General features: G+C 72.0%; 21 protein-coding genes and 1 tRNA gene. 10 read left to right on the top strand and 12 right to left on the bottom strand.

All coding sequences use genetic code 11. The features are described 5' to 3' along the window. Positions 1-61: 61 nt before the first annotated feature. Genes AB0M18_RS23835 through AB0M18_RS23845 form a run of 3 tightly spaced genes read right to left on the bottom strand, consistent with a single transcriptional unit; the run spans position 62 to position 3374 of the window. Complete coding sequence (locus AB0M18_RS23835) at positions 62-943, bottom strand: SDR family oxidoreductase (protein ID WP_365761191.1); 882 nt, start codon at positions 941-943, stop codon at positions 62-64. Continuing rightward, complete coding sequence (locus AB0M18_RS23840) at positions 940-1839, bottom strand: alpha/beta fold hydrolase (RefSeq protein ID WP_365761383.1); 900 nt, start codon at positions 1837-1839, stop codon at positions 940-942. The genes AB0M18_RS23835 and AB0M18_RS23840 overlap by 4 nt, the downstream gene beginning before the upstream one ends. A gap of 11 nt (positions 1840-1850) precedes the next feature. Continuing rightward, entirely contained in the window at positions 1851-3374 is a 1524-nt protein-coding gene (locus AB0M18_RS23845; RefSeq protein ID WP_365761193.1) for an NAD(P)/FAD-dependent oxidoreductase, read from the bottom strand. Between the two features lie 274 nt (positions 3375-3648). Between AB0M18_RS23845 and AB0M18_RS23850 the strand changes: the two genes are divergently transcribed. Then, on the top strand, positions 3649-4269 hold the full coding sequence (locus AB0M18_RS23850) for a MerR family transcriptional regulator (protein ID WP_365761385.1): 621 nt from the start codon (positions 3649-3651) through the stop codon (positions 4267-4269). 54 nt (positions 4270-4323) lie between these two features. Here the strand turns inward: AB0M18_RS23850 and AB0M18_RS23855 are convergent, their stop codons facing one another. Next, a complete protein-coding gene (locus AB0M18_RS23855; RefSeq protein WP_365761195.1) occupies positions 4324-5127 on the bottom strand; it encodes an exodeoxyribonuclease III in 804 nt (267 codons plus the stop codon). A gap of 68 nt (positions 5128-5195) precedes the next feature. On the opposite strand from AB0M18_RS23855, the gene AB0M18_RS23860 reads away from it, so the two are divergent. Next, on the top strand, positions 5196-5687 hold the full coding sequence (locus AB0M18_RS23860) for a GNAT family N-acetyltransferase (protein WP_365761197.1): 492 nt from the start codon (positions 5196-5198) through the stop codon (positions 5685-5687). 142 nt (positions 5688-5829) lie between these two features. Further along, on the top strand, positions 5830-6864 hold the full coding sequence (locus AB0M18_RS23865) for a peptidase (RefSeq protein WP_365761199.1): 1035 nt from the start codon (positions 5830-5832) through the stop codon (positions 6862-6864). Positions 6865-6936: 72 nt separating this feature from the next. Here AB0M18_RS23865 and AB0M18_RS23870 read toward each other — a convergent pair. The 7 genes from AB0M18_RS23870 to galU all read right to left on the bottom strand — a co-directional run bounded on the left by AB0M18_RS23870 (position 6937) and on the right by galU (position 12482). After that, positions 6937-7010: transfer RNA gene (locus AB0M18_RS23870), tRNA-Ala, on the bottom strand. Between the two features lie 109 nt (positions 7011-7119). Next, positions 7120-8217: a gephyrin-like molybdotransferase receptor GlpR gene (gene glpR / locus AB0M18_RS23875; protein ID WP_365761201.1), complete on the bottom strand. Its 1098-nt coding sequence runs from the start codon at positions 8215-8217 to the stop codon at positions 7120-7122. Positions 8218-8363: 146 nt separating this feature from the next. Beyond that, positions 8364-8981: a GNAT family protein gene (locus AB0M18_RS23880; RefSeq protein WP_365761203.1), complete on the bottom strand. Its 618-nt coding sequence runs from the start codon at positions 8979-8981 to the stop codon at positions 8364-8366. Beyond that, entirely contained in the window at positions 8978-9631 is a 654-nt protein-coding gene (locus AB0M18_RS23885; RefSeq protein WP_365761205.1) for a MogA/MoaB family molybdenum cofactor biosynthesis protein, read from the bottom strand. The genes AB0M18_RS23880 and AB0M18_RS23885 overlap by 4 nt, the downstream gene beginning before the upstream one ends. Then, the gene (gene moaC, locus AB0M18_RS23890; RefSeq protein ID WP_365761207.1) at positions 9628-10113 is read right to left on the bottom strand and encodes a cyclic pyranopterin monophosphate synthase MoaC; all 486 of its coding nucleotides are present in this window, start codon (positions 10111-10113) and stop codon (positions 9628-9630) included. Before moaC ends, AB0M18_RS23885 begins: the two co-directional genes overlap by 4 nt. Before the next feature lie 82 nt (positions 10114-10195). Then, positions 10196-11473: a gephyrin-like molybdotransferase Glp gene (glp, locus tag AB0M18_RS23895; RefSeq protein ID WP_365761387.1), complete on the bottom strand. Its 1278-nt coding sequence runs from the start codon at positions 11471-11473 to the stop codon at positions 10196-10198. Positions 11474-11582: 109 nt separating this feature from the next. Then, complete coding sequence (galU, locus tag AB0M18_RS23900; protein WP_365761209.1) at positions 11583-12482, bottom strand: UTP--glucose-1-phosphate uridylyltransferase GalU; 900 nt, start codon at positions 12480-12482, stop codon at positions 11583-11585. 178 nt (positions 12483-12660) lie between these two features. Between galU and AB0M18_RS23905 the strand changes: the two genes are divergently transcribed. Further along, positions 12661-13227, top strand: a complete 567-nt coding sequence (locus AB0M18_RS23905; protein WP_365761389.1) for a 5-formyltetrahydrofolate cyclo-ligase — start codon at positions 12661-12663, stop codon at positions 13225-13227. A gap of 31 nt (positions 13228-13258) precedes the next feature. Here AB0M18_RS23905 and AB0M18_RS23910 read toward each other — a convergent pair whose 3' ends face one another. Continuing rightward, positions 13259-16000: a penicillin acylase family protein gene (locus tag AB0M18_RS23910; RefSeq protein WP_365761211.1), complete on the bottom strand. Its 2742-nt coding sequence runs from the start codon at positions 15998-16000 to the stop codon at positions 13259-13261. A 237-nt stretch (positions 16001-16237) separates the two neighbouring features. On the opposite strand from AB0M18_RS23910, the gene AB0M18_RS23915 reads away from it, so the two are divergent. The 6 genes from AB0M18_RS23915 to mscL all read left to right on the top strand — a co-directional run bounded on the left by AB0M18_RS23915 (position 16238) and on the right by mscL (position 22164). Further along, a complete protein-coding gene (locus AB0M18_RS23915) occupies positions 16238-17806 on the top strand; it encodes a potassium/proton antiporter (RefSeq protein ID WP_365761391.1) in 1569 nt (522 codons plus the stop codon). Positions 17807-18052: 246 nt separating this feature from the next. Further along, the gene (locus tag AB0M18_RS23920; protein ID WP_365761213.1) at positions 18053-19333 is read left to right on the top strand and encodes an MFS transporter; all 1281 of its coding nucleotides are present in this window, start codon (positions 18053-18055) and stop codon (positions 19331-19333) included. Between the two features lie 68 nt (positions 19334-19401). Further along, the gene (locus AB0M18_RS23925; protein WP_365761215.1) at positions 19402-19734 is read left to right on the top strand and encodes an FmdB family zinc ribbon protein; all 333 of its coding nucleotides are present in this window, start codon (positions 19402-19404) and stop codon (positions 19732-19734) included. A gap of 141 nt (positions 19735-19875) precedes the next feature. Continuing rightward, entirely contained in the window at positions 19876-20784 is a 909-nt protein-coding gene (locus tag AB0M18_RS23930; protein ID WP_365761217.1) for an S-methyl-5'-thioadenosine phosphorylase, read from the top strand. Positions 20785-21033: 249 nt separating this feature from the next. Next, positions 21034-21570, top strand: a complete 537-nt coding sequence (locus tag AB0M18_RS23935) for a hypothetical protein (RefSeq protein WP_365761219.1) — start codon at positions 21034-21036, stop codon at positions 21568-21570. Positions 21571-21681: 111 nt separating this feature from the next. Continuing rightward, entirely contained in the window at positions 21682-22164 is a 483-nt protein-coding gene (mscL, locus tag AB0M18_RS23940; protein WP_365761221.1) for a large conductance mechanosensitive channel protein MscL, read from the top strand. Positions 22165-22198: the final 34 nt, after the last annotated feature.

Consider the following 22198-nt stretch of genomic DNA (forward strand, 5'->3'; position numbering starts at 1 on the left):
GACTGACACGACGGAACATCCCGTGCATTTCGATCAATTACGGACTGTCACCGCGCGGCCGTCACACCCGCTCCTGCCGCGCCTCCTCGTCCGCCGCGCCGCCCGCGCCGACCAGGCCCTTGCCGACGCTCCCGAGCCGCGGCTCGAAGCGCCGCATCTCGCGCTGCCCGACGGAGGCGATGATGCCCGGCAGATAGCCGCGGGTGGACTGCATCCCGCGCAGCCACCACTGGGCGTACACATGCGCCGAGCGCCGCTCGACGCCCGCGACGATCCGGTCGACGGCCGGGCCGAGCGGGTAGGTGCGGTTCGACGGCCACGGCAGCCGCGAGCGCAGCTCGCGCATCACGTCGTCCTGGTCGGCGCCCCGCACCATGTCGGTGTCGGTCCAGGACAGATAGCCGACGCCGACCTTCACGCCCTTGTAGGCGACCTCGGCGCGCAGGCTGTGCGCGAAGGCCTCGACACCGGACTTGGAGGCGCAGTACGCCGTCATCATCGGCGCCGGGGTCATCGCCGCGAGCGAGGCGATCTGCAGGAAGTAGCCGCGGGACTCCATGAGGACCGGCAGGAACGCGCGGGCCGTGACGGCGCCGCCGATGAGGTTGACCTCGATGACCCGCCGCCAGGCGACCGGGTCGGAGTCGACGAACGGACCGCCCGCCGCGACACCGGCGTTGGCGACCACGATGTCGACCTTGCCGAACCGCTCCTTCGCCTCGGCCGCGACCCTGGCCATGGCCTCGTGGTCGGTGACATCGGCGTGCCACCAGTCGGCCTCGGTGTGCAGCCGGCCGGCGACCTCCTTCAGGAGCTCCGGCTCCAGGCCGACCAGCGCGATCTTCGCGCCGCGCGCCGAGAGCTTGCGGGCGAGGAGTTCACCGACGCCACGGGCGCCGCCGGTGACGACCGCCACCTGTCCTTCCAGGCTCACCCTGCTCATGCCCCTGCCTCCTCGTTCTCCTTCACGCCCAGGTAGGTGAGCGTCAGTTCGCGGATCTGCGCGGTGACGGCCTCCGGGGCCTCCACCGGCGTCATGTGCCCCATGCCGGCCAGTTCCACCAGCCCCGTGCAGTGCGGCAGCGCGCCCGCCATCGCCCGCGAGTGGCGCGGCGGGGTGAGCCGGTCGTCCGTGCCGACGAGCACGGCCACCGGCAGCCTCAGCTCCCGCAGCCCGACCTCCAGGTCGAGCGAGGCGAGCACCTGCGACCAACCGTGGCGGGCGCCGCGCGGGCAGGCGTGCACGATCCGGGCGCACGCGTCGACCCGCTCGGGCGCCGAGCCCGGTCCCATCGTCGCGTACCGCAGGACCTTCTTCGACACCGGCGTGACCGGCCCCAGCGGCGCCTTCGAGCCGAGGACGGCGGCGGTGATCCGGGTCCGCAGCCGGCCCGGCGCCAGCGGTACGACCAGGGCCTCCTCCGTCAGCCGCGAGGGCCCGGTGGAGCACAGCAGGGCCGCCGCGGCGTGCTGCCGGAAGACGGGCCTGCGCGAGGCGGCCATGATCGTCATGCCGCCCATGGAGTGGCCGGCCACCACGGCCCGTTCGCCGGGGCCGAGGGTCGCGGCGAGCACGGCCTCCAGGTCGTCGGCGAGCGCCTCCGTGGAGTAGCCCTTCCCGCCGCCGTCGAGCGCGCCGGCGTCGAGCGCGGGCGCCGGGGAGCCGCCGTGACCGCGCTGGTCGTAGACGATGACCCGGTGGTCGGTGGACAGGGCGTGGATCTGCGCGTCCCAGAAGCGGGTGGAGCAGGTCCAGCCGTGGGCGAGGACGACCGCGGGGGCGCCCTCGGGGCCGTACACCTCGACATGGATCGCCGAGCCGTCGGCCGAGGTGACCATCAGGTCGCGCGTCACTGGACGGCCTCCTTCCTGCGGGTGGCGCGGCGGCCGGCCGCGGGCTTCGCGGGCGCGCGCAGCACCTCGTACTCGGACAGGTCGACGGTCCGCGTCTCGCGCCGGAACTCGCCGGTGGTGCCCGGCCACAGGGTGGTGTTGCGCCCGTTGGCGTCCAGGTACCAGCTCTCGCAGCCGCCCGACTTCCACACGGTCCTCTCCATCCGCTTCTGCACCCGGCGGTTCCAGACGCCGACGGCGGAGGGGCGGACGGCGAGAGCGGTGCGCCCGCCGAGCACGTCGAGCTGGCGCAGGTAGTCGGCCATGTAGTTCAGCTGGGACTCGATCATCAGGATCATCGAGGAGTTCCCGAGGCCGGTGTTGGGGCCGATGATCGTCATCCAGTTGGGGAAGCCGGCGGCGGTCGCGCCGCGCAGCGCCTCCATGCCGCCCTTCCAGTGGTCGGCGAGCGAGCGTCCGTCGGCGCCGATGACGCGCGGGGCGATCGGCATGTCGGTGACGTGGAAACCCGTACCGAAGATGATCGCGTCGACCTCGGTCTCGGTGCCGTCGGCCGCGACGACCACGTTCCCGCGGACCTCCTTCAGACCGGAGGCGACGACGTCCACATTGGGCTGGGCGAGTGCCGGGTAGTACGTGTTCGACAGCAGGATGCGCTTGCAGCCGAGGCGGTACGAGGGGGTCAGCCTGGCCCGCAGCGCCGGGTCCTTGATCGCCCGGGCGATGTTGGCCTTGGCGAGCCGCTCGACCAGGCCGAGCTCGTCGGGCCGCTTGGTGAACGCGCTGACCTGGAGCTCGCGGATGCCCCACAGGATGCCGCGGCGCGCGGTCGCGGTGAACGGCAGCTGCCGGTGCAGCCAGCGCTCGGGGGCGCTGATGGCCCGGTCCATCCGCGGCATGACCCACGGGGCCGTGCGCTGGAAGAGGGTGAGCCTGCCGACCTTCGGCTGGATCGACGGCACGATCTGGATGGCGGAGGCGCCGGTGCCGACCATGGCGACGCGCTTGCCGGTCAGGTCGTAGTCGTGGTCCCACCGGGCGGAGTGGAAGACCTTGCCGGTGAAGTCGGCGAGCCCCGGAATGTCCGGGATCTTGGGATCGGAGAGCGGGCCGGTGGCGGAGACGACGACATCGGCGGAGAAGCTGCCGCGGCTGGTCTCGATCTCCCAGCGCAGCTCGTCCTCGTTCCACGTCATCCTCATGACCTCGTGGTTCAGCCGCAGGTGCGGCCGGACCCCGAAGGTGTCCGTGACATGCTCCAGGTACGCGCGGATGTGGGGCTGGCCGGAGAAGGTGCGGGGCCAGTCGGGGTTGGGCGCGAAGGAGAAGGAGTAGAGGTGGGAGGGCACGTCGCAGGCGCAGCCGGGGTAGCTGTTGTCGCGCCAGGTGCCGCCCACGGAGTCGGCCCGCTCCAGGACGACGAAGTCGGTGATGCCCTCGCGGCGCAGCCGGACGGCGGCTCCGATGCCGCCGAATCCCGATCCGATCACCGCCACCCGTACGTGCTCGTGCTTCGCCATGCCGCCTCCCGTGCGCCCGGCCAAGATTCCGCCAGCAATCACTGGCACAATCGGGACTGTAGAGCAGCGGCATACCGAGCGGTAGGGGTAAGGCCGGGGAAAGTTACCGGCGGTACAACATAGGCTGGCGGGCGTGGCAGAACGATCGGGAGACCAGGCGGACCAGGCGGACCAGGCGGACACGATGGACGCGGCGCAGCCCACGGGTACGCACGCCGGCACGCCCACGGGGGCGGCGGACCTCTCGGACGGGCCCGCGCCCCGCGAGTACCGGATGGCCGAACTCGCCGCCGCCGCCGGCATCACCGTCCGCACCCTCCGCTTCTACCGCGAGCGCGGCCTCATCCCGCCGCCCCGCCGCGAGGGCCGGATCGCCTGGTACGACGCCCACCACCTGGCCCGGCTGCGGACGATCTCCGCCCTCCTCGAACGCGGCCACACGCTCAACGGCATCGCCGACCTCACCGCCGCCTTCGAGTCCGGCCGGAACGTCGGCGAGGTCCTGGAACTGGGCACCCCCACGGAGGAGGAGCCCGTCCGCCTCACACCCGAGGAGCTCGCCGACCACTTCGCCGGCGAGGTCACCCCGGAGAACCTCGCCGCCGCGCTCGACCTCGGCTACCTGGCCACCGACGGCGAGGACATCGTCCACGTCAGCCGCCGTCTGCTCGACGTCTCCTCCGCCCTCGTCCGCGAGGGCGTCCCGCTGGCCGCCGTCCTGGAGGCGGGCGGCCGGGTGCGCGAGCACGCGGAGGCGCTGGCGGAGCTCTTCGCCGAACTACTCGGGAAGTACGCCGCCGAGAAGGACGTCCAGCGGCTGCGCCCGCTGGCCAAGAGCGTGGTGGAGGCGGAACTCTCCCTCGCCCTGGACCGGCGGATGCACGGCGGCGTCTGAGAACACGTAACGAGAACGCGTACCGAGAACGCGTGCCGGGAACGCGCGTGTGCGCTACAGCTCGTAGACCGCGGTCACGGGCGCGTGGTCGCTCCAGCGCTCCGCGTGGGTGGCGGCCCGCTCGACGTACGCCTTGACCGCCTTGGCGGCGAGCCCGGGCGTCGCGACCTGGTAGTCGATGCGCCAGCCGCTGTCGTTGTCGAAGGCGCGGCCACGGTAGGACCACCAGGAGTACGGGCCGTCCTGCTCGGGATGGAGGGCGCGGACCACGTCCACGTAACCGCCGTCGCCCTCGTCGAGGACGCGGCTCAGCCAGTCCCGCTCCTCGGGGAGGAAGCCGGCGTTCTTCTGATTGGCCTTCCAGTTCTTGAGATCGGCCTCGCGGTGGGCGATGTTCCAGTCGCCGCAGACGACGACCTCGCGGCCGTCGGCGGCGGCCCGCTCGCGCAGCTCCTTCAGATAGGGCAGGAAGGCGTCCATGAAGCGGATCTTCTCATCCTGGCGCTCGGTGCCGACCTCGCCGGAGGGCAGGTAGAGGCTGGCGACGGTGACACCGGGCAGGTCGGCCTCGACGTAGCGGCCGCTGTCGTCGAACTCCGCCGTGCCGAAGCCGACGCGTACGGCGTCCGGCTCGCGCCGCGTGTAGAGCGACACCCCGGCCCGGCCCTTGGCGGCGGCGGGCGCGTGGACGGTGAACCAGCCCTCGGGGCCACGGACCTCGGCGGGCAGCTGCGCCTCCTCGGCACGCACCTCCTGGAGGCAGACCACATCGGCGGAGGTCCCGGCCAGCCATTCGACGAAGCCCTTCTTGGCGGCGGCTCGGAGACCATTGACATTCGCAGTCGTCACGGTGAGCATCCCGGGAGAATACCGACAACCGGCGTCCGGACTCCCTCGGCGCATCGCATAGACATACGATTGACAGCATGGACATTCGCCCCACACCCTTCGACCACCCCGACGCCGTCAAGCTGAACGACGCCGTCCAGCTGGAATACGCCGAGCGCTACGCGGACGACGACGGCGAGGGTGAGGGCGATCTCACACACCTCGAACCGTCGATGTTCGCCCCGCCGCAGGGCCTCTACCTGCTCGCGTACGACCCCGAGGGCCGCCCCGTCGCGACCGGCGGCTGGCGCACCCAGGACGCCAACGACGAGGGCTACGCCGACGGCGACGCCGAACTGAAGCGCATGTACGTGGTACCCGAGGCGCGCGGCCTGGGGCTCGCGCGGCGCATCCTGGCCGCCCTGGAGACGGACGCCCGCGAGGCCGGCCGGAGCCGCATGGTCCTGGAGACGGGCACCGCGCAGCCGGAGGCCATCGCGCTCTACACCTCGTGCGGCTACGAGCCCTGCGAGAAGTTCGGCTTCTACCGGGAGTACCCGAACAGCCGCTGCTTCGCGAAGGCGCTCTGACCCGCCAGCGCACGCAGGGCGGACCCGGCCCGAGAATGGCCGTGACAGGGCCCTGACAAGCGCGCCCGGCTCTGGCACTCTGCCCACGCACGTCGATCCGCACCGTTCTCATCCCCACCTGCCTCGGCAGAAGGAGACATGCGTGAGACGCCATCGCTTCGCCACAGCCGTACTGTTGTCCGCCGGCGCCCTCGTCGCCGGCGGACTCGCGTCGGCCGGAGCGGCCCAGGCCGCCCCGTCACCCCAGGCCGCCCCGTCACTCCAGACGGCACCGACGCCCCAGGCCGCCGGAAACACCGGCCACTCGTTCACCACCGCCCAGCAGGACCGGGCGACCGGCTTCTGGACCCCGGAACGGATGCGCTCGGCCGTCCCGCTGGACCTGACGGCCGCTCCGGGCGCGCTGCGCCAGGTCCCGCGCGCGGCCGCCCCGGCGACCGTCGCACCCTCGGCCCCCGATTCCGCCTCCGCCCCCGCCGCTGTCTCACCCGCCTCCTTCCCGCAGGCGGGCGGGGCGTGGACGGGCGGCGGCGCGGTGGTGAAGACGTCCGGCCGGGTGTTCTTCACCTTCCAGGGCCGCACGGCCTCCTGCTCCGGCAACGCCGTCACCAGCAAGAACGCGAGCACCGTCATCACCGCCGGCCACTGCGTGAAGTACCAGGGCGCCTGGCACACGAACTGGGTCTTCGTCCCGGCGTATGCCAACGGCAACGCGCCCTACGGCCAGTGGACCGCCGCCAGGACCCTCACCACCCCCCAGTGGGAGGCGAGCGAGGACATCAACTACGACGTCGGCGCCGCGGTCGTCGCCCCGCTGAACGGCCAGACCCTCACCTCGGTCACCGGCGCCCAGGGGATCCAGTTCAACGGCGCCTACAACAAGCCGATGTACGCCTTCGGCTTCCCGGCCGCCTCGCCCTACGACGGCACGAAGCTCGTCTACTGCTCGGGCAACTCCTCGAAGGACTTCCTGTTCTCCCAGGACCACTCGCTCGGCTGCAACATGACCGGCGGCTCCAGCGGCGGCCCCTGGTTCACGTCCTTCGACGAGTCCACGGGCACCGGCCTCCAGTCCTCGGTGAACAGCTTCGGCTACACCTTCCTGCCCAACCGCATGTTCGGCCCGTACTTCGGCACGGACGCCCAGAACCTCTACGACAAGGCTCAGAGTTCCTGACGTCCTGACACTGGCGGCGCATACAGCGAAGAACCCGCCCGATCTGCTGATCGGGCGGGTTCTTCGTGTCTGTGGACCTGAGGGGATTCGAACCCCTGACCCCCTCGATGCGAACGAGGTGCGCTACCGGACTGCGCCACAGGCCCCTGCGACGTGTGAAACATTAGCATCCCGAGCGCAGTACGAGGAAATCCGTTCCCCCGCAGGTCAACGAGCCCGTCAACGCACCGGTCAACGCGCCCGTCAACCGGCCGGTCATTCGTTGGCCGCGCGGGGGCGGTCGTCGTCCGCGTACTGGTCGAAGAGCGGGGTGCGGCCGTGGTCGCGGCGGGCCTGCGGGCGGGCGGTGCGCTGACGCGGGGCCGGGGCGGGGGCCGGGGCCGGGTCGGCCGCCGTGGAGGAGCGGGCCGAGCTCCAGGTCTCCGGGTCCGTGATGTCGACACCGCCGGAGGCGCGCGGGGCGACGGGGGCGGTGACATACGTCGGGAGCGGGACCGGGACCGGGTCCCAGCTGTCGCCGCGGGCCGGGCCGCGCTCGCGCTGCTGGTCGACCCACTCGGCGTGGTCCGTCTGCTCGACGAGCGCCCGGCGGTCCGCCTCCTGCGGGGAGACGGCCGGCTCGGCGGCCGGCGCCGGGGCGGGCTCCGGCTCGGGCGTCGGCGCCGGGCGACGGCTCTCGCGCAGCCGGGCGGCGGCCGCCTCGGCGTTGCGGCGGTCCATCACGTACACGAAGCGCCGCCGCTCCTGGACCCGCAGATAGACGATGTACGCGCTGAGCAGCAGGGCCGGGGCGGCCGGGGCCCACAGGAAGGCCAGGCCGCCGACGGCCGCGACCACCGCGCCGAGCGTGAAGGCGAGGAAGAGGAGCACCGTGGTGCGCCGGCGCCGGGCCAGGACCTTGCTCCGGCGGGCCCGCTCGGCCGCCGCGCCACCGCCGGATCCCGAGCCCGAGCCCGATCCGCGGCGCGCCGGGGCGGGAGCCGGGGCGGGAGCCGGGGCGGGAGCCGGAGCCGGGGCGGGGGCCTTGGGGGCCTCCTCCGGCATCTCCAGGCGGGCTTCCGTTCTGGCCGCGGGCGCACAGAAGCCCCGGACGTCGACCGAGCTCAGATGCTCGGTCGCCGCGTCCGGGTCGACGTCGGATGCCGGGTCGTCGGCCGCGCGGTCCCGGTCCCTGAGCTCCTTGGCGTAACGGCGCTCCATGCCCGCCCGTCCGGACAGCAGCCGGATGGCGGTGCTGAAGCGTTCCGTCGGACGGGCCTCGTTCAGCTCGTCCTGCCTGCGGAGCCACATCGGCACCAAGTAGGCGGCCCAGGCCCCGACAATGACTGCGTAGATGAGGCCGCTGCTGCTCACGCTTCACACGGTAGAGGGGTTCGGGTGAGGGCATCGGCCAATTGGGCCGGTGTGTCGCACGATCTGGCTGATATCACTGAACTTTTTTGTGATTGTTCAGATCGATCGGTGCTCAACTGCCGATTAAATTCGAACACTTATCGCAATTACTGGTGCTGGCGGCGGGCTTCGTGCCAACGCCGCACCAAGCCCTCCGGCACCTCCTCCGCCGTCAGCGCGAAGACCAGGTGGTCACGCCAGGCGCCGTCGATGTGGAGGTAGCGCGGCCGCAGCCCCTCCTCGCGGAATCCCAATTTCTCGACGACCCGCCGGGAGGGGCCGTTCTCCGGGCGAATGCAGACTTCCATCCGGTGCAGTCCGACCGAGCGGAAACAGTGGTCGACGGCGAGCGCCACCGCCGTCGGCATGACACCGCGGCCGGCCACGTCGCGGTCCACCCAATAGCCCACGTGGCCCGAACACATCGAACCCCAGGTGATTCCCGCGACCGTCAACTGACCGACCAGACGCCCCTGGTACTCGATGACGAACGGCAGCATCCGGCCCGCGTTCGCCTCCGCCCGCAGATGGCGCACCATCTGACGGTACGTGGGGCGCTGCGTCACCGGGCCGCCCGGGCCGGGCGGCGGGACGGTCGCCTCCCAGGGGCGCAGCCAGTCGCGGTTGCGCCGGTTCACCTCGCGCCAGGCCCGCTGGTCGCGCATCTTTATCGGGCGGAGCACCACGTCGCCGTCGACGAGGACCACGGGCCAGGACGGGATCATGACTCCGGGCCCGCTTCCGTGGCCGGTCTGGGGTGGTCGCCGCCGCGGATCTGGTCCACCGCGTGGATCAGCAGCGGCTCCAGGACCGCGAGCCCGTCGCGCACCCCGCCCGACGAGCCGGGCAGGTTGACGATCAGCGTGCCGTCGCCCCGAGGGCCGCGCGCGACCCCGGCGAGGCCGCGCGAGAGCGCCGCCGTGGGCACCTTCTCCCGGCCGTACGCGCGGATCGCCTCCGGGATGCCCGGGATCTCCTGGTCCAGGACCCTCCGGGTGACCTCGGGCGTCTCGTCGGTGGGCGAGATGCCCGTGCCGCCGGTGGTGAGGATGAGGTCGTAGCCCGCCTCGACGCCGGCGCGCAGCGCCGCCTCGACGGGCGCGCCGTCCGGCACGACCTGCGGGCCGTCCACGGCGAAGCCCAGCGCGCGCAGCCCGTCGGCGATCAGCGGGCCGCCCTTGTCCTCGTAGATCCCGGCGGCCGCCCGGTTGGAGGCGGTGACGACGAGCGCGGCGTACGGCGCGGTGAGCGCGGTCCCCGACGGGGCGGGCGCCTCGTGGGCGTGAGCCTCGTGCGCGTGAGCCTCGTGGGCGTGAGCCTCGTGCGCGTCGGCCTCGTGCGCGTGCGCCCCCACCACCTTGCCCGCGCGGGTCACGCCTCGCTCCGCGTCCAGTGGCCGGACTTGCCGCCGGTCTTCTCCTCGACGCGCACGTCGGAGATGACCGCGCCCTTGTCGACGGCCTTCACCATGTCGACGACGGTCAGCGCCGCCACCGACACCGCCGTCAGGGCCTCCATCTCCACGCCCGTGCGGTCGGTGGTCTTCACCGTCGCGAGGATCTCCACGGCGTCGTCCGCGACCGCGAGGTCGAGGGTCACGCCGGAGACCGCCAGCGGATGGCAGAGCGGGATCAGGTCGGGGGTCTTCTTGGCACCCATGATCCCGGCGATCCGGGCGGTGGCGAGCGCGTCGCCCTTCGGGACGCCCTCGCCGCGCAGCAGCTCGATCACGCGCGGCGACACGAGGACCCGGCCGCTGGCGCGGGCGGTGCGGGCGGTGACGTCCTTCGCGGAGACGTCGACCATGCGGGCCGCCCCGGCCTCGTCGATGTGGGTGAGTCCTTGCTGCGTGCTCATGGCGGTGACACTCCCGGTCGCTGTGTGGGACGACACGGTACCCCCACCGGCGCCGACGCACCGGACGAGGTTCAGCCGGTGGTCACCCCAGCAGGAGCACATCGAGCTCCGCGCCGGGCTCGACCTCGGTCACCTCCTCCGGTACGACGAGGAGCGCGTCCGCGTGCGCGAGCGCCCCGATGAGGTGGGAGCCGGAGCCGCCCACGGGGCTGACGGCGCCGGACTCCGCGTCGTACGTCCCGCGCAGGAACTGGCGCCGGCCGGCCGGCGAGGACAGCATCCGGTCGGCCTTGAGCACGGCGCGCACCCGGGGCCGGTGCGTGTCGGGCCGGTCGGCGAGGCCCATCAGGGCGCGGATGGCGGGCCGGACGAACAGCTCGAAGGAGACGTACGAGGAGACCGGGTTGCCCGGCAGCGCGAGCAGCGGGGTGTGGTCGGGGCCGATCATGCCGAAGCCCTGCGGCTTGCCGGGCTGCATGGCGAGCTTGCGGAAGTCGACCTCGCCGTCGGCCGTGAGCGCCTCTTTGACCACGTCGTAGGCGCCGACGCTGACGCCGCCGGTGGTGACGATCAGGTCGGCGCGGATCAGCTGGTCCTCGATGGCGGCGCGCAGCGACTCGGCGTCGTCGGCGACGGCCGGGACGCGGTAGGCGAGGGCTCCGGCGTCGCGGGCGGCGGCGGCGAGGGCGAAGCTGTTGGAGTCGTAGATCTGCCCCTCGCCCAGCGGCTCGCCGGGCTGGGTCAGTTCGCTGCCGGTGGAGATCACGACCACCCGCGGGCGGGGGCGCACCCGCACGGTGCCGCGGCCGATCGCGGCGAGCAGACCGATCTGCGGCGGGCCGAGCACGGTGCCCGCGGCGAGCGCGAGCTCGCCCGCGGTGACGTCGCTGCCGCGGGCCCGGACGTGGGCGCGGGCCTCGGCGGGCCGGTGGACCCTGACCTCGCCGGCCGCTCCCTCGGGGGCGGCGCTGGCCGGGCGCATCCCGCCGGCGGCGCCTCCGCCGGTGCCGCCGTCGGTCCATTCGACGGGGACGACGGCCTCGGCGCCGGGCGGCAGCGGGGCGCCGGTCATGATCCGGGCGGCCTGGCCGGGGCCGACCTCGGGCAGGCCGCCGGCCCCGGCGGCGACGTCGCCGATCACGGTCAGGACGGCGGGGAACTCCTCGCTCGCCCCGGCCACGTCGGCGACCCGCACCGCGTACCCGTCCATGGAGCTGTTGTCGAAGGGCGGCAGCGCGACCGGCACCGTGACGTCCTCGACGAGCACGCAGCCCTGGGCGTCGGCCAGTTGCAGCTCGATGGGCTCGAGCGGGGAGACCGTCGCGAGGACGTCGGCCAGGTGCTCGTCGACGGACCACAGGCCCTTGGCCGGGCCGGCGCAGGGGTCGCCGGGGCCCTGGCCATGGCTGCCGTCGTGGCCGTGGCCGTGGCCGTGGTCCGACGGTGCCGTACCGCTGCTGCTCAAGGTGCTACATCTCCTCGCTGACATAACTGCGGAGCCAGGTCCGGAAGTCCGGCCCCAGATCATCACGTTCGCACGCCAGTCTGACAATGGCACGCAGATAGTCCCCGCGGTCGCCGGTGTCATAGCGGCGGCCCTTGAAGACGACGCCGTGCACGGGGCCGCCGGCCTGCTCGTCCTGGACGAGTTTCTGCAGGGCGTCGGTGAGCTGGATCTCGCCGCCGCGACCCGGCGCGGTCTCGCGCAGTATGGCGAAGACGGCGGGGTCGAGGACATAGCGCCCGATGATCGCCAGGTTGCTGGGCGCCTCGGCCGGCTCCGGCTTCTCCACCAGGCCGGTCACCTTCACCACGTCCGACTCGCCGGTGGGGCCGACGGCGGCGCAGCCGTAGAGGTGGATCTGCGAGGGCTCGACCTCCATCAGCGCGACCACGCTGCCGCCGAAGCGCTCGCGGACCTCGACCATGCGGGCGAGCAGGGGATCGCGCGGGTCGATCAGGTCGTCGCCGAGGAGCACGGCGAAGGGCTGCTCGCCGACGTGCGGGGCGGCGCACAGCACGGCGTGGCCGAGGCCGCGCGGGGCGCCCTGGCGTACGTAGTGCATGGTGGCGAGGTCGCTGGACTCCTGGACCTTGGCGAGCCGTTCCTCGTCGCCCTTGCGGGTCAGCGCCTCTTCCAGCTCGTAGTTCCGGTCGAAGTGGTCCTCGAGCGGGCGCTTGTTGCGGCCGGTGATCATCAGGACGTCGGAGAGCCCGGCGGCGACGGCTTCCTCGACGACGTACTGGATGGCCGGTTTGTCGACGACCGGCAGCATCTCCTTCGGCGTCGCCTTGGTGGCCGGCAGGAACCGGGTGCCGAGACCGGCGGCCGGGATGACAGCCTTTGTGATGGACGGCGTCTGAGTCATGCGGTGCACCCTAGCCGTTCGGTATGTGCGGAAGGTAAGGATCACATGAGCTTTCTCAACCCTCGTACCGCTACCGCCCGATACAAGAGGAATACGAGCCGCGTTGAGCCCTGAACCCCACACCGGACCCGCCACCGGACCCGCCACCGAACCCACCGAGAACACCACTGAGAAGGCGCTGTTGCGCCGGGCCCTGCTCGGCGCCCGCGCCGCCCTGACCGCCGAGGAGCGCGAGCGGGCCGCCGAGGAGCTCGCGCGGGCCGCCCTCGACCTGCCGGAGCTGGCGGAGGCGGGCAGCGTCGCCGCGTACGTCTCGGTGGGGCGCGAACCGGGCACGCGTGCGCTGCTCGACGTGCTGCGCGAGCGGGGTGTACGGGTGCTGCTGCCGGTCCTGCTGCCCGACAACGACCTCGACTGGGCGCCGTACGAGGGTCCCGAGCGGCTGGCGAAGGCGGGCCGCGGGCTGCTCGAACCGGTCGGCGAACGGCTCGGCCCGGAGGCGGTGTGCGAGGCGGACACGGTGCTGCTGCCGGGCCTGGCGGTCGACGGGCGGGGCATGCGGCTCGGCCGCGGCGGCGGTTCGTACGACCGGGTCCTCGCCCGGCTCGTCCGCGCGGGCGCGGATCCGGCGCTCGTGGTGCTCCTGTACGCGAACGAGGTGGTCGCGCGGGTCCCGGAGGAACCGCACGACCACCCCGTGCACGCGGTGGTGACCCCGGAGGGGGTCCGGCGCTTCGCGCCCTGACCGCCTGACCGCCTGCCGGGCCGCCGGGGCCCTACGGCTCCAGCTTCAGGGTGTCCTGGGTGGTGGCCTCGACGGCCGCCTGCCCGTAGGACCAGTCGAGCAGCTCGCCCTTGACCCACTTCTCCGTCTGGTCGGTGTAGTGGCTGTGGTAGGCGTGGCCGGAGGCGCCACTGAGGTTGATCCACCGGGACCTGTCCCAGTCGCCGACGTTGACCACCATCCGCATGGACGGCACCCAGATCACGTCGTAGCCGCCGGCCGCGTTCCAGCCGGTGGCGTCGACGGCGGCCTCGCCGCCGCCCAGGTTCCACGGGCCGCGGTTGAGCATGGACTGCACGAAGCCGGGGCCGGCGGTGCCGAGGGTCTGGTTCTTCAGGGTCAGCTGGTGCAGCCGGCCCCAGCTCCAGGTGGAGACGTCCTTGCCGAGCTCGGCGGTCAGCTCCCAGCGGGCGTCCTTCATGGCGCGGGCGAGCAGCTGGTCACGGGTCTCGGTGGCCGGGTCCAGGCGGTCGCCGGGGGTCTTCCACCACTCGTTCTTCTCCTGCTTGAGGAGCGGGCGGACCACCTCGTACCAGCGGTCGCCGCCGTCCGGCTGCGCGGTGTCGGGGTCGCGCTCGCCGCACTCGGCGACGAGCTTGTTCTGCTCGTCGACCGGGCCGGTGGTGTCGGCGACACGGACGTTGATGCACTCGCCCTCGACGCGCAGCTCCTTGGGCAGCTTGTTGCCGAAGGCGAGCTTGAGGACGTTGCGCCAGACCGCGTTGAAGTACGCGGCGGCGGCCGAGTCCGGCTCCTGGGTGTAGTCCCAGCCCTCGAGCAGCTTCTGCGCCTCGCGGACCTGCGGGTCGGAGATGTCGATCTTCAGCAGGAGCGGGTTGAGCAGGGTCGCGATCTCGCTGCGGTTGTCCCTCTGCATGGTCTGCATGTCGTCCGGCGAGATCTTGCCGCCGTCCTTGAGCTTGGACTCGATCAGGTCGTTGATCCGCTGGCTGCGCGAGCCGTAGCCCCAGTCCCGGGTGAGGAGGTAGGGGTACTTCTTCTCGTCGATGACCGACTGGTTGGCGGTGACGATGTAGCCGCGCTTCGGGTTGTACTCGTAGGGCAGCTCGGCGTAGGGGACGTAGCCCTTCCAGTCGTACGAGGAGTCCCAGCCGGGCGCGGGCAGGGTGCCGTCGTAGGCGGTGCCCTTGGTGCGGACCGGGATCTTGCCGGGCGCCTGGTAACCGATGTTGCCGGCGGTGTCGGCGTAGATCAGGTTCTGGGACGGGACCTCGAAGTCCTTGGCCGCGGCCCGGAAGCTCGTGAAGTCCTTGGCGCGGTTGAGCGCGAAGACGGCGTCCATGGACTTGCCGGGCTGCAGGGCCGTCCAGCGAAGGGAGACGCCGTAGCCGGTGCCGCGGTCGGGGGCGGCGTTGCCGACGGGGGCCGTCTGACCGACCCTCTCCAGTTCGGTGGAGCGGTCGGAGACCAGCGGGCCGTGCTCGGTGGAGCGGATGGTGATGGGGCGGTCGTCCTCGCCCGCGACCTTGATGACCTCGTCGCGGGTGACGAACGCCTTGGTCTTGCCGTCGACGACGTAGCCGTCGGTGCCGATCTTCTCCAGGTAGAGGTCGGTGACGTCGGCACCGAGGTTGGTGAAGCCCCAGGCGATCGAGTCGTTGTGTCCGATGATCACGCCGGGCATGCCGGAGAAGGTGTAGCCGGCGACGTCGTAGCGGCAGGTCGCGGAGACCGAGCGGCAGTGCAGGCCCATCTGGTACCAGAGGGACGGCAGCATCGGCGCGAGGTGCGGGTCGTTGGCGAGCAGCGGCTTGCCGGAGGTCGTGTAGTTCCCGGAGACGACCCAGGAGTTCGAGCCGATGCCGTTGCCGTTGGGGCCGAGCAGGGCCGGGATCTCGTCGAGGGCGTCGGAGAGCGCGGCGAGCTGGGACTGGATGCCGTTCTGCCCGCCGGAGGTGCCGGTGCCTCCGGAGGCCGCGTCGCCGCCCTCCTTCGGCTCGGCCTCGGGGTCGAACTTGCCGGTGACCTTGTCGACGGCGCCGCGGTCGACGATCGGCTGGTGCAGCTCGTACGGGTACCCCGGGTAGAGGTCCTTGATCTGCTGCGGCTTCAGCCGGCTGGTCATCAGGGAGCGGTCGATCTCGTCCTGCATGTTGCCGCGCAGGTCCCAGGCCATGGCCTTGAGCCAGGCCACCGAGTCGACCGGGGTCCAGGGCTCGATCGTGTAGTCGCCGGTGAAGGCCAGGGCCGCGTACTCGACGGAGATGTCGGCCGGGTCCCGGTCCTTGAGGTAGGCGTTGACGCCCTCGGCGTAGGCCTGGAGGTTCTTCTTGGTCTCCGCCGACAGGACCTTGTCGTACTCCTCCTGCGCGACCTTGCGCCAGCCGAGGGTCCGCAGGAAGGCGTCGGTGTCGACCTGGCTCTTGCCGAACATCTCGGAGAGGCGGCCGGCCGTCGTGTGACGGCGGACGTCCATCTCGTAGAAGCGGTCCTGGGCCTGGACGTAGCCCTGCGCGCGGAACAGGTCCGCCTCGTTGTCGGCGTAGATCTGCGGGATGCCGTTGGCATCGCGCTTGACCTCGACGGGTCCGGAGAGCGCGTCGAGGCGGATCGAGCCGGTCGTCTGCGGGAAGGAGCCGCGGACGGTGCTGACGCCCCAGTACGCCCCGTACCCGACGCCCGCGACCAGCGCGAGCACCAGGACGAGGACGATCAGGCGGGCTCGCCGTCCCTTCTTCTTCTTGGCAGGGGGCGCGGTCGTGTTGGAGGGCATCGCTGTCCTTCGAGGGGCAGGGTGGTCCTGGAGTACGGGAGCAACCTTAGGCGCAGCGTCCGGAGGCCCCGGACGCGGAGTCAGGAAGAGATCCGTTCTTATACGGACTGTTGTGCGATCACACACCAAGAGGGCGTCAAGGATGCGTTAAAGATTAGGTAAGGTAACGAAGTACCGGTGCCGCAGGAACGATCCCTTCGCGGCGCCCGGAACACCTTTGAGGGGAAGGAACGGCCACTGACTGTCCATCAGCTCAACGAACTCCTGCTCATCTGCTCGCTCGTGCTGCTCATCGCTGTCGCGGCGGTGCGCATCTCGTCCCGGAGCGGGCTCCCCAGCCTGCTGCTGTACCTCGGGATCGGGGTCGCCATAGGGCAGGACGGCATCGGCAACGTCGCCTTCGACAACGCCGAGCTGACCCAGGTGATCGGCTATGCCGCACTTGTGGTGATCCTGGCCGAGGGTGGCCTGGGCACCAAGTGGAAGGAGATCGAACCCGCGTTGCCCGCGGCGGTCATGCTGTCGACCGTCGGCGTCGCGGTGAGCGTGGGCATCACGGCGGCGGGGGCGCACTACCTCGTCGGGCTCGACTGGCAGCAGGCCCTCATCATCGGCGCCGTCGTCTCCTCCACCGACGCCGCCGCCGTCTTCTCCGTGCTGCGCAAGGTGCCGCTGCCCTCACGCGTCACCGGCGTCCTCGAAGCCGAATCCGGCTTCAACGACGCCCCCGTCCTCATCCTGGTCGTCGCCTTCTCCACCGTCGGACACGTCGACGCCTGGTACGTCCTGGTCGGCGAGATCGCCCTGGAGCTCGCCATCGGCGCCGCCATCGGCCTCTCCGTCGGCTTCCTCGGCGCCTACGGGCTCCGCCGCATCGCCCTGCCCGCCTCCGGCCTCTACCCGATCGCCGTCATGGCCATCGCGGTCGTCGCCTACGCCGCGGGCGCCATGGCCCACGGCTCCGGCTTCCTCGCCGTCTACCTGGCCTCGATGGTGCTCGGCAACGCCAAGCTGCCGCACGCCCCGGCCAACCGCGGCTTCGCCGAGGGTCTCGGCTGGATCGCCCAGATCGGCATGTTCGTCCTGCTCGGTCTGCTCGTCACCCCCCATGATCTCGTCAACGACTTCTGGCCCGCCGTCGTGATCGGCCTCGTGCTCACCGTGGTCGCCCGCCCCACGGAGGTCCTGGTCAGCCTCCTCCCCTTCCGCATCCCCTGGCAGGAGCAGGCCCTGATGTCCTGGGCCGGCCTGCGCGGCGCCGTCCCGATCATCCTGGCCACCATCCCGATGGTGGCCGAGATCGAGGGCAGCGAACGGATCTTCAACATCGTCTTCGTCCTGGTCGTCGTCTACACCCTGGTCCAGGGCCCGACCCTGCCCTGGCTGGCCAAGGCCCTGAAGCTCGGCGACCAGGGCGAGGCCGCCGACCTCGGCGTCGAGTCCGCGCCCCTGGAACGGCTGCGCGGCCACCTGCTCTCCGTGGCCATCCCGGAGGCCTCCAAGATGCACGGCGTCGAGGTCGCCGAGCTCCGGCTGCCCGCCGGCGCCGCCGTCACCCTGATCGTCCGCGACGAGAAGAGCTTCGTCCCCGGCCCCGCCACCGTGCTGCGGCGCGGCGACGAACTCCTCGTGGTCGCCACCGACCCGGTCCGGGACGCCGCCGAACGCCGGCTCCGGGCGGTCGGCCAGGGCGGCAAACTGGCCGGCTGGCTCGGCACCGGCGGCACGGCGCCCGTCCCGCCGGACCACCCCCCGACCGGCTTCCGTCGCCCCTTCCGAAAGCCACCCCGGCAAACATCCGGTTAATCCCAGGCCTCAATTCGAACCGGAGGGCGCTTTCCCAGGCGGGAAGGCGCCCGCCCCTGTACCATGAAGGCACACCAGATCGAACCAACTCTGCCTGACGCAGAGCTGGCGCGACCGTATGGCGGCCGAGGCGCCCTTCGCAGTGGGGCCCGGTATCTACCGCAGTTCCGCGCAAGAGGACAGCTCTCGGCGACGCCCGCACCACCATGCCCGGGCCCGCTACCAGGCGGCAGAAAGGCATGGACCGTGGCGTCCACGGTCGTCGCGGAGAAGCGGCCCGGCTATGGCCGGCTGCTGCGCACCCCCGGTGCTCTCTCCTTCCTCCTTCCGGGCTTCGCCGCCCGCCAGCCGTTCGCGATGCTCACCATCGGCATCGTCCTGCTCGTCCAGCACACCACCGGCTCCTACGGCAGCGCGGGCGCCGTCGCCGCCGTCACCGGTGTCTCCATGGCGCTGTTCGCCCCGCAGAGCGGCAAGCTCGCCGACCGCTTCGGCCAGCGGGCCGTCCTCGTCCCCGGTGTGCTGATCCACACCGCCTCCGTCTCCCTCCTCGTCGCGCTGGCGCTCTCCGGCGCCCCGATGTGGGCCCTGTTCCTCGCCGCCATCCCCTCCGGCGCCTCGGTGCCGCAGGTCGGCCCGATGGTCCGGGCCCGGTGGGCGGCGAAGCTGGACAACACTCCGCTGATGCCGACCGCCGCCGCCTTCGAGTCGGTCACCGACGAGTTCACCTTCGTCGTCGGCCCGGTCCTCGCCACCGCCCTGTGCACCGGCATCCACCCGGCCGCCGGCCTGATCACCGAGGCCGCGCTCACCTTGATCGGCGGCCTCTTCTTCGCCGCCCAGCGCAGCACCCAGCCCGCCTACGGCCTGGCCGCCGCGGCCGGCCACGCCGACGGCGAGCCGCACCGCTCGGCCCTGTCCGTCCCCGGCGTCCGCGTCCTGATCGTCGCCTTCCTCGGCATCGGCTCGGTCTTCGGCGGCATGCAGGTCTCGCTCACCGCCTTCTCCGAGGAGATCGGCAACCCGGGCGCCAACGGCCTGCTGTACGGCATCTTCGCCGCCGGCAACATGCTGGCCGGCATCGCCATGGGCGCCGTCGCCTGGAAGATCGGCCCGCGCCGCCGGCTGATCCTCGGCTACGCCGGTCTCACCGTCGCCGCCTCCCTCCTGTGGTCCGTCCACTCCGTCCTGCTGCTCGGCGCACTGGGCCTGGTCGTGGGTCTGTGCATCGCCCCGGCCCTGATCACCGGCTACACGATCGTCGAGACCCTGGTCCCCGCGACCTCCCGCACCGAGGCCTTCACGTGGCTGACCGGCGCCGTGGCGCTGGGCCAGGCAGCCGCCGTCACCGTCGCCGGCCGGCTGGCCGACGCGCACGGCGCGAGCACCGGTTTCCTGGTGCCACTCGGCGGCACCCTGCTCGCTCTGGTCACGCTGGTCGCCCTCCGTGCGCGGCTCGCACCCCACGCGACGAGCCGGGTCGCGGCACGTGGTATCGGTCACCGAGTTCCCGTGCCGGTGGACTGAACCCGCGGAATACGTCACTATGGATCGTCGTTAGCACTCGATGAGTGTGAGTGCCAGGAGGAAGACAAGTGCCGACCTACCAGTACCAGTGCACCGAGTGCGGCGAGGGCCTCGAGGCGGTGCAGAAGTTCACGGATGACGCCCTGACCGAGTGCCCGAACTGCAAGGGACGCCTGAAGAAGGTGTTCTCCGCGGTCGGCATCGTGTTCAAGGGTTCCGGCTTCTACCGCAACGACAGCCGCGGCTCGTCGTCCAGCAGCACGCCGGCCTCGTCGAAGTCCTCCTCGACCTCGACCTCCTCTTCGTCGTCGACGACGTCTTCCTCGTCCTCCTCGGACTCGAAGCCGGCGTCGTCCTCCAGCTCGTCGAGCTCCTCGTCGAGCTCGACGTCGGCGGCCTGACCTCCGTCTCTTCCGTTCTTCCCGGTGCCCCGTCGCTTCCCGCGGCGGGGCACCGGCGTTTTTCGGACGTCCTCGGCCGTCCCCCGGCCGGACCCGCCGGCCCCGGACTGTCGGTCGGACGGGATGGCTAGGGTGGCCACCATGGCGACCCACAGGACTGATCGGACAGCCGCCCGGACGACCGTCGGGGGAACAGGACCGGCGGCGGACTCGTTCGCGGACATCGGCGTGATCGGCGGCTCCGGGTTCTACTCCTTCCTGGACGATGTGACCGAGGTGCCGGTCGACACCCCGTACGGCAGCCCCAGCGACTCCCTCTTCCTCGGTGAGGTCGCCGGCCGACGGGTCGCCTTCCTTCCCCGGCACGGCCGGGACCACCGGCTGCCACCGCACCGGATCAACTACCGCGCCAACCTCTGGGCCCTGCGCTCGGTGGGCGTGCGCCAGGTCCTCGGGCCGTGCGCGGTCGGCGGGCTGCGCGAGGAACACGGCCCCGGCACCCTCGTCGTACCCGACCAGCTGGTCGACCGGACGAAGGCCCGCGCGCAGACCTACTTCGACGGTGAACCCCTGCCCGAGGCCTGGGGCGGGGCGGTGCCCCAGGTGGTCCACGTGACCTTCGCCGACCCCTATTGCCCCGACGGACGGCAGGTGGCCCTGAAGGCCGCCCGGGGCCGGGGCTGGGAGCCGGTCGACGGCGGCACGCTGGTCGTCGTCGAGGGCCCCCGCTTCTCCACGCGCGCCGAGTCGCGGTGGCATGCGGCCGCGGGCTGGTCGGTGGTCGGCATGACCGGCCACCCCGAGGCCGTCCTCGCCCGGGAACTGGGACTCTGCTACACCTCCCTCGCTTTGGTGACGGATCTGGACGCGGGCGCGGAGACCGGGGACGGGGTCTCGCACACCGAGGTCCTCCGCGTGTTCGGCGAGAACGTCGGCCGGCTGCGCGACGTGCTCTTCGACGCGGTCGGCGCGCTTCCCGCGACGGTCGACCGGGACTGCCTGTGCACGCGGGCCCACGACGGGTGGGACCTGGGGATCGAACTGCCCTGACCTCGGGGCCGGGGTCGGGCCGGTGAGGGCTGGCCGCCCGCGAGGTCCGGACTCGTTCCAGGTTCGCCGACCCCGGGCCACCGCGGCAATCGCTCGCGGGGGTGAGGAAGTTATCCACATACGCCTGGTTTTCCACAGGCCCGAGCGGGATCGCGACAGGTGCGGGACGGTGGACCCGGTTCGCCGACAGGTGGACCCCGCTCGCCGGACCGTCCGGTGAACGGCCGTGCCACGACAGGCGGTTGCGCGATGACCACGAACTCCTGCCTCACCCACACCCCGGCCTCGGTGCCCGCGCCGTGCGGGCTCCCCTCCTTCGATCCGCTGCGCGTGCGCGGCGCGCGGCTACGGCTGCGCCGGGCGCTGCGGCGCAGGCGACGGGCGCCCGCCGCGGTGCTCGCCATGACGGCGGCCGCGCTCGCGGCGGCCGGCGCCGCCGGGGCCGACGACCCGGCCCCGCAGCCTCCTCCACCACCCGCCCGGGCGGCGCACCGGCCGGCCGTCGTACCGCTCGTGTCCGCGCCGGTGCGGATCGCCGACGCGGCCACCGTACGGCTGCTGCGACCCGGCGACCGGGTCGACGTGATCGCCGCACCCGACTCCATGACGGGTGCGACGGGAGAGGCCCGGGTGGTCGCCTCGGGCGCGCGAGTGGCCGAGGTGCCGCGGCCGGGCGAGACCCGGCCGGACGGCGGGGCCCTGATCGTCCTGTCCGTTCCACGGTCGACGGCGACGGCTCTCGCCGGGGCGGGGATGACATCCCAACTGGCGGTGACACTGTGCTGATTCGCACGGACGCACTGTCAAGTCACCGTCCCGTGTGTACGGATTGGACGCGTTCGCGCCGGGCGCGGCGTAATGGCTCCGCACACTGCACACGCGACGAAAGGCACCTTGGTGGCCGAGAAGAAGGAAAGTCTGCTGGGAGGCTTCAAGGCCTTCCTGATGCGGGGGAACGTGATCGACCTGGCGGTGGCGGTCGTCATCGGCGCCGCGTTCACCAACATCGTGAACTCGGTGGTCAAGGGCATCATCAACCCGCTCGTGGGTGCCTTCGGCACGAAGGACCTGGAGGGGTACTCGTCCTGCCTCAAGGACCCGTGCAAGATCGTGAACGGCGAGATGCAGGGCATCCAGATCCAGTGGGGCCTGGTGCTCAGCGCCGTCCTCAGCTTCGTGATCACGGCGGCAGTCGTCTACTTCCTGATGGTCCTGCCGATGGCCAAGATCCTCGCCAAGCGCGCCGCGCACGACAGGGCGAAGGAAGGCGTCCAGGAGACCCTGGAGGTCAGCGAGCTGGAGGTGCTGAAGGAGATCCGCGACCACCTGGTCTCCCAGCGCGGCCCCAGCTCGGGGTCTCCGGCGGGTTCCAGCACCTGAGGCGGCGGGGCGCACCCCACCTCCTGACCGACCG

The organism is Streptomyces sp. NPDC051909 (genome assembly GCF_040681095.1).
Taxonomy (GTDB): Bacteria; Actinomycetota; Actinomycetes; order Streptomycetales; family Streptomycetaceae; genus Streptomyces.

Bases quoted from the DNA above. Each gene is read 5' to 3' on its own strand.
- AB0M18_RS23850 (WP_365761385.1), top strand. From the start codon at position 3,649: ATGGCCGAACTCGCCGCCGCCGCCGGCATCACCGTCCGCACCCTCCGC.
- AB0M18_RS23835 (WP_365761191.1), bottom strand. From the start codon at position 943: ATGAGCAGGGTGAGCCTGGAAGGACAGGTGGCGGTCGTCACCGGCGGC.
- AB0M18_RS23855 (WP_365761195.1), bottom strand. From the start codon at position 5,127: ATGCTCACCGTGACGACTGCGAATGTCAATGGTCTCCGAGCCGCCGCC.
- AB0M18_RS23930 (WP_365761217.1), top strand. From the start codon at position 19,876: ATGGCGACCCACAGGACTGATCGGACAGCCGCCCGGACGACCGTCGGG.
- galU (WP_365761209.1), bottom strand. From the start codon at position 12,482: ATGACTCAGACGCCGTCCATCACAAAGGCTGTCATCCCGGCCGCCGGT.
- AB0M18_RS23880 (WP_365761203.1), bottom strand. From the start codon at position 8,981: ATGATCCCGTCCTGGCCCGTGGTCCTCGTCGACGGCGACGTGGTGCTC.
- AB0M18_RS23935 (WP_365761219.1), top strand. From the start codon at position 21,034: ATGACCACGAACTCCTGCCTCACCCACACCCCGGCCTCGGTGCCCGCG.
- AB0M18_RS23840 (WP_365761383.1), bottom strand. From the start codon at position 1,839: ATGGTCACCTCGGCCGACGGCTCGGCGATCCATGTCGAGGTGTACGGC.
- moaC (WP_365761207.1), bottom strand. From the start codon at position 10,113: ATGAGCACGCAGCAAGGACTCACCCACATCGACGAGGCCGGGGCGGCC.
- AB0M18_RS23860 (WP_365761197.1), top strand. From the start codon at position 5,196: ATGGACATTCGCCCCACACCCTTCGACCACCCCGACGCCGTCAAGCTG.
- AB0M18_RS23845 (WP_365761193.1), bottom strand. From the start codon at position 3,374: ATGGCGAAGCACGAGCACGTACGGGTGGCGGTGATCGGATCGGGATTC.
- AB0M18_RS23910 (WP_365761211.1), bottom strand. From the start codon at position 16,000: ATGCCCTCCAACACGACCGCGCCCCCTGCCAAGAAGAAGAAGGGACGG.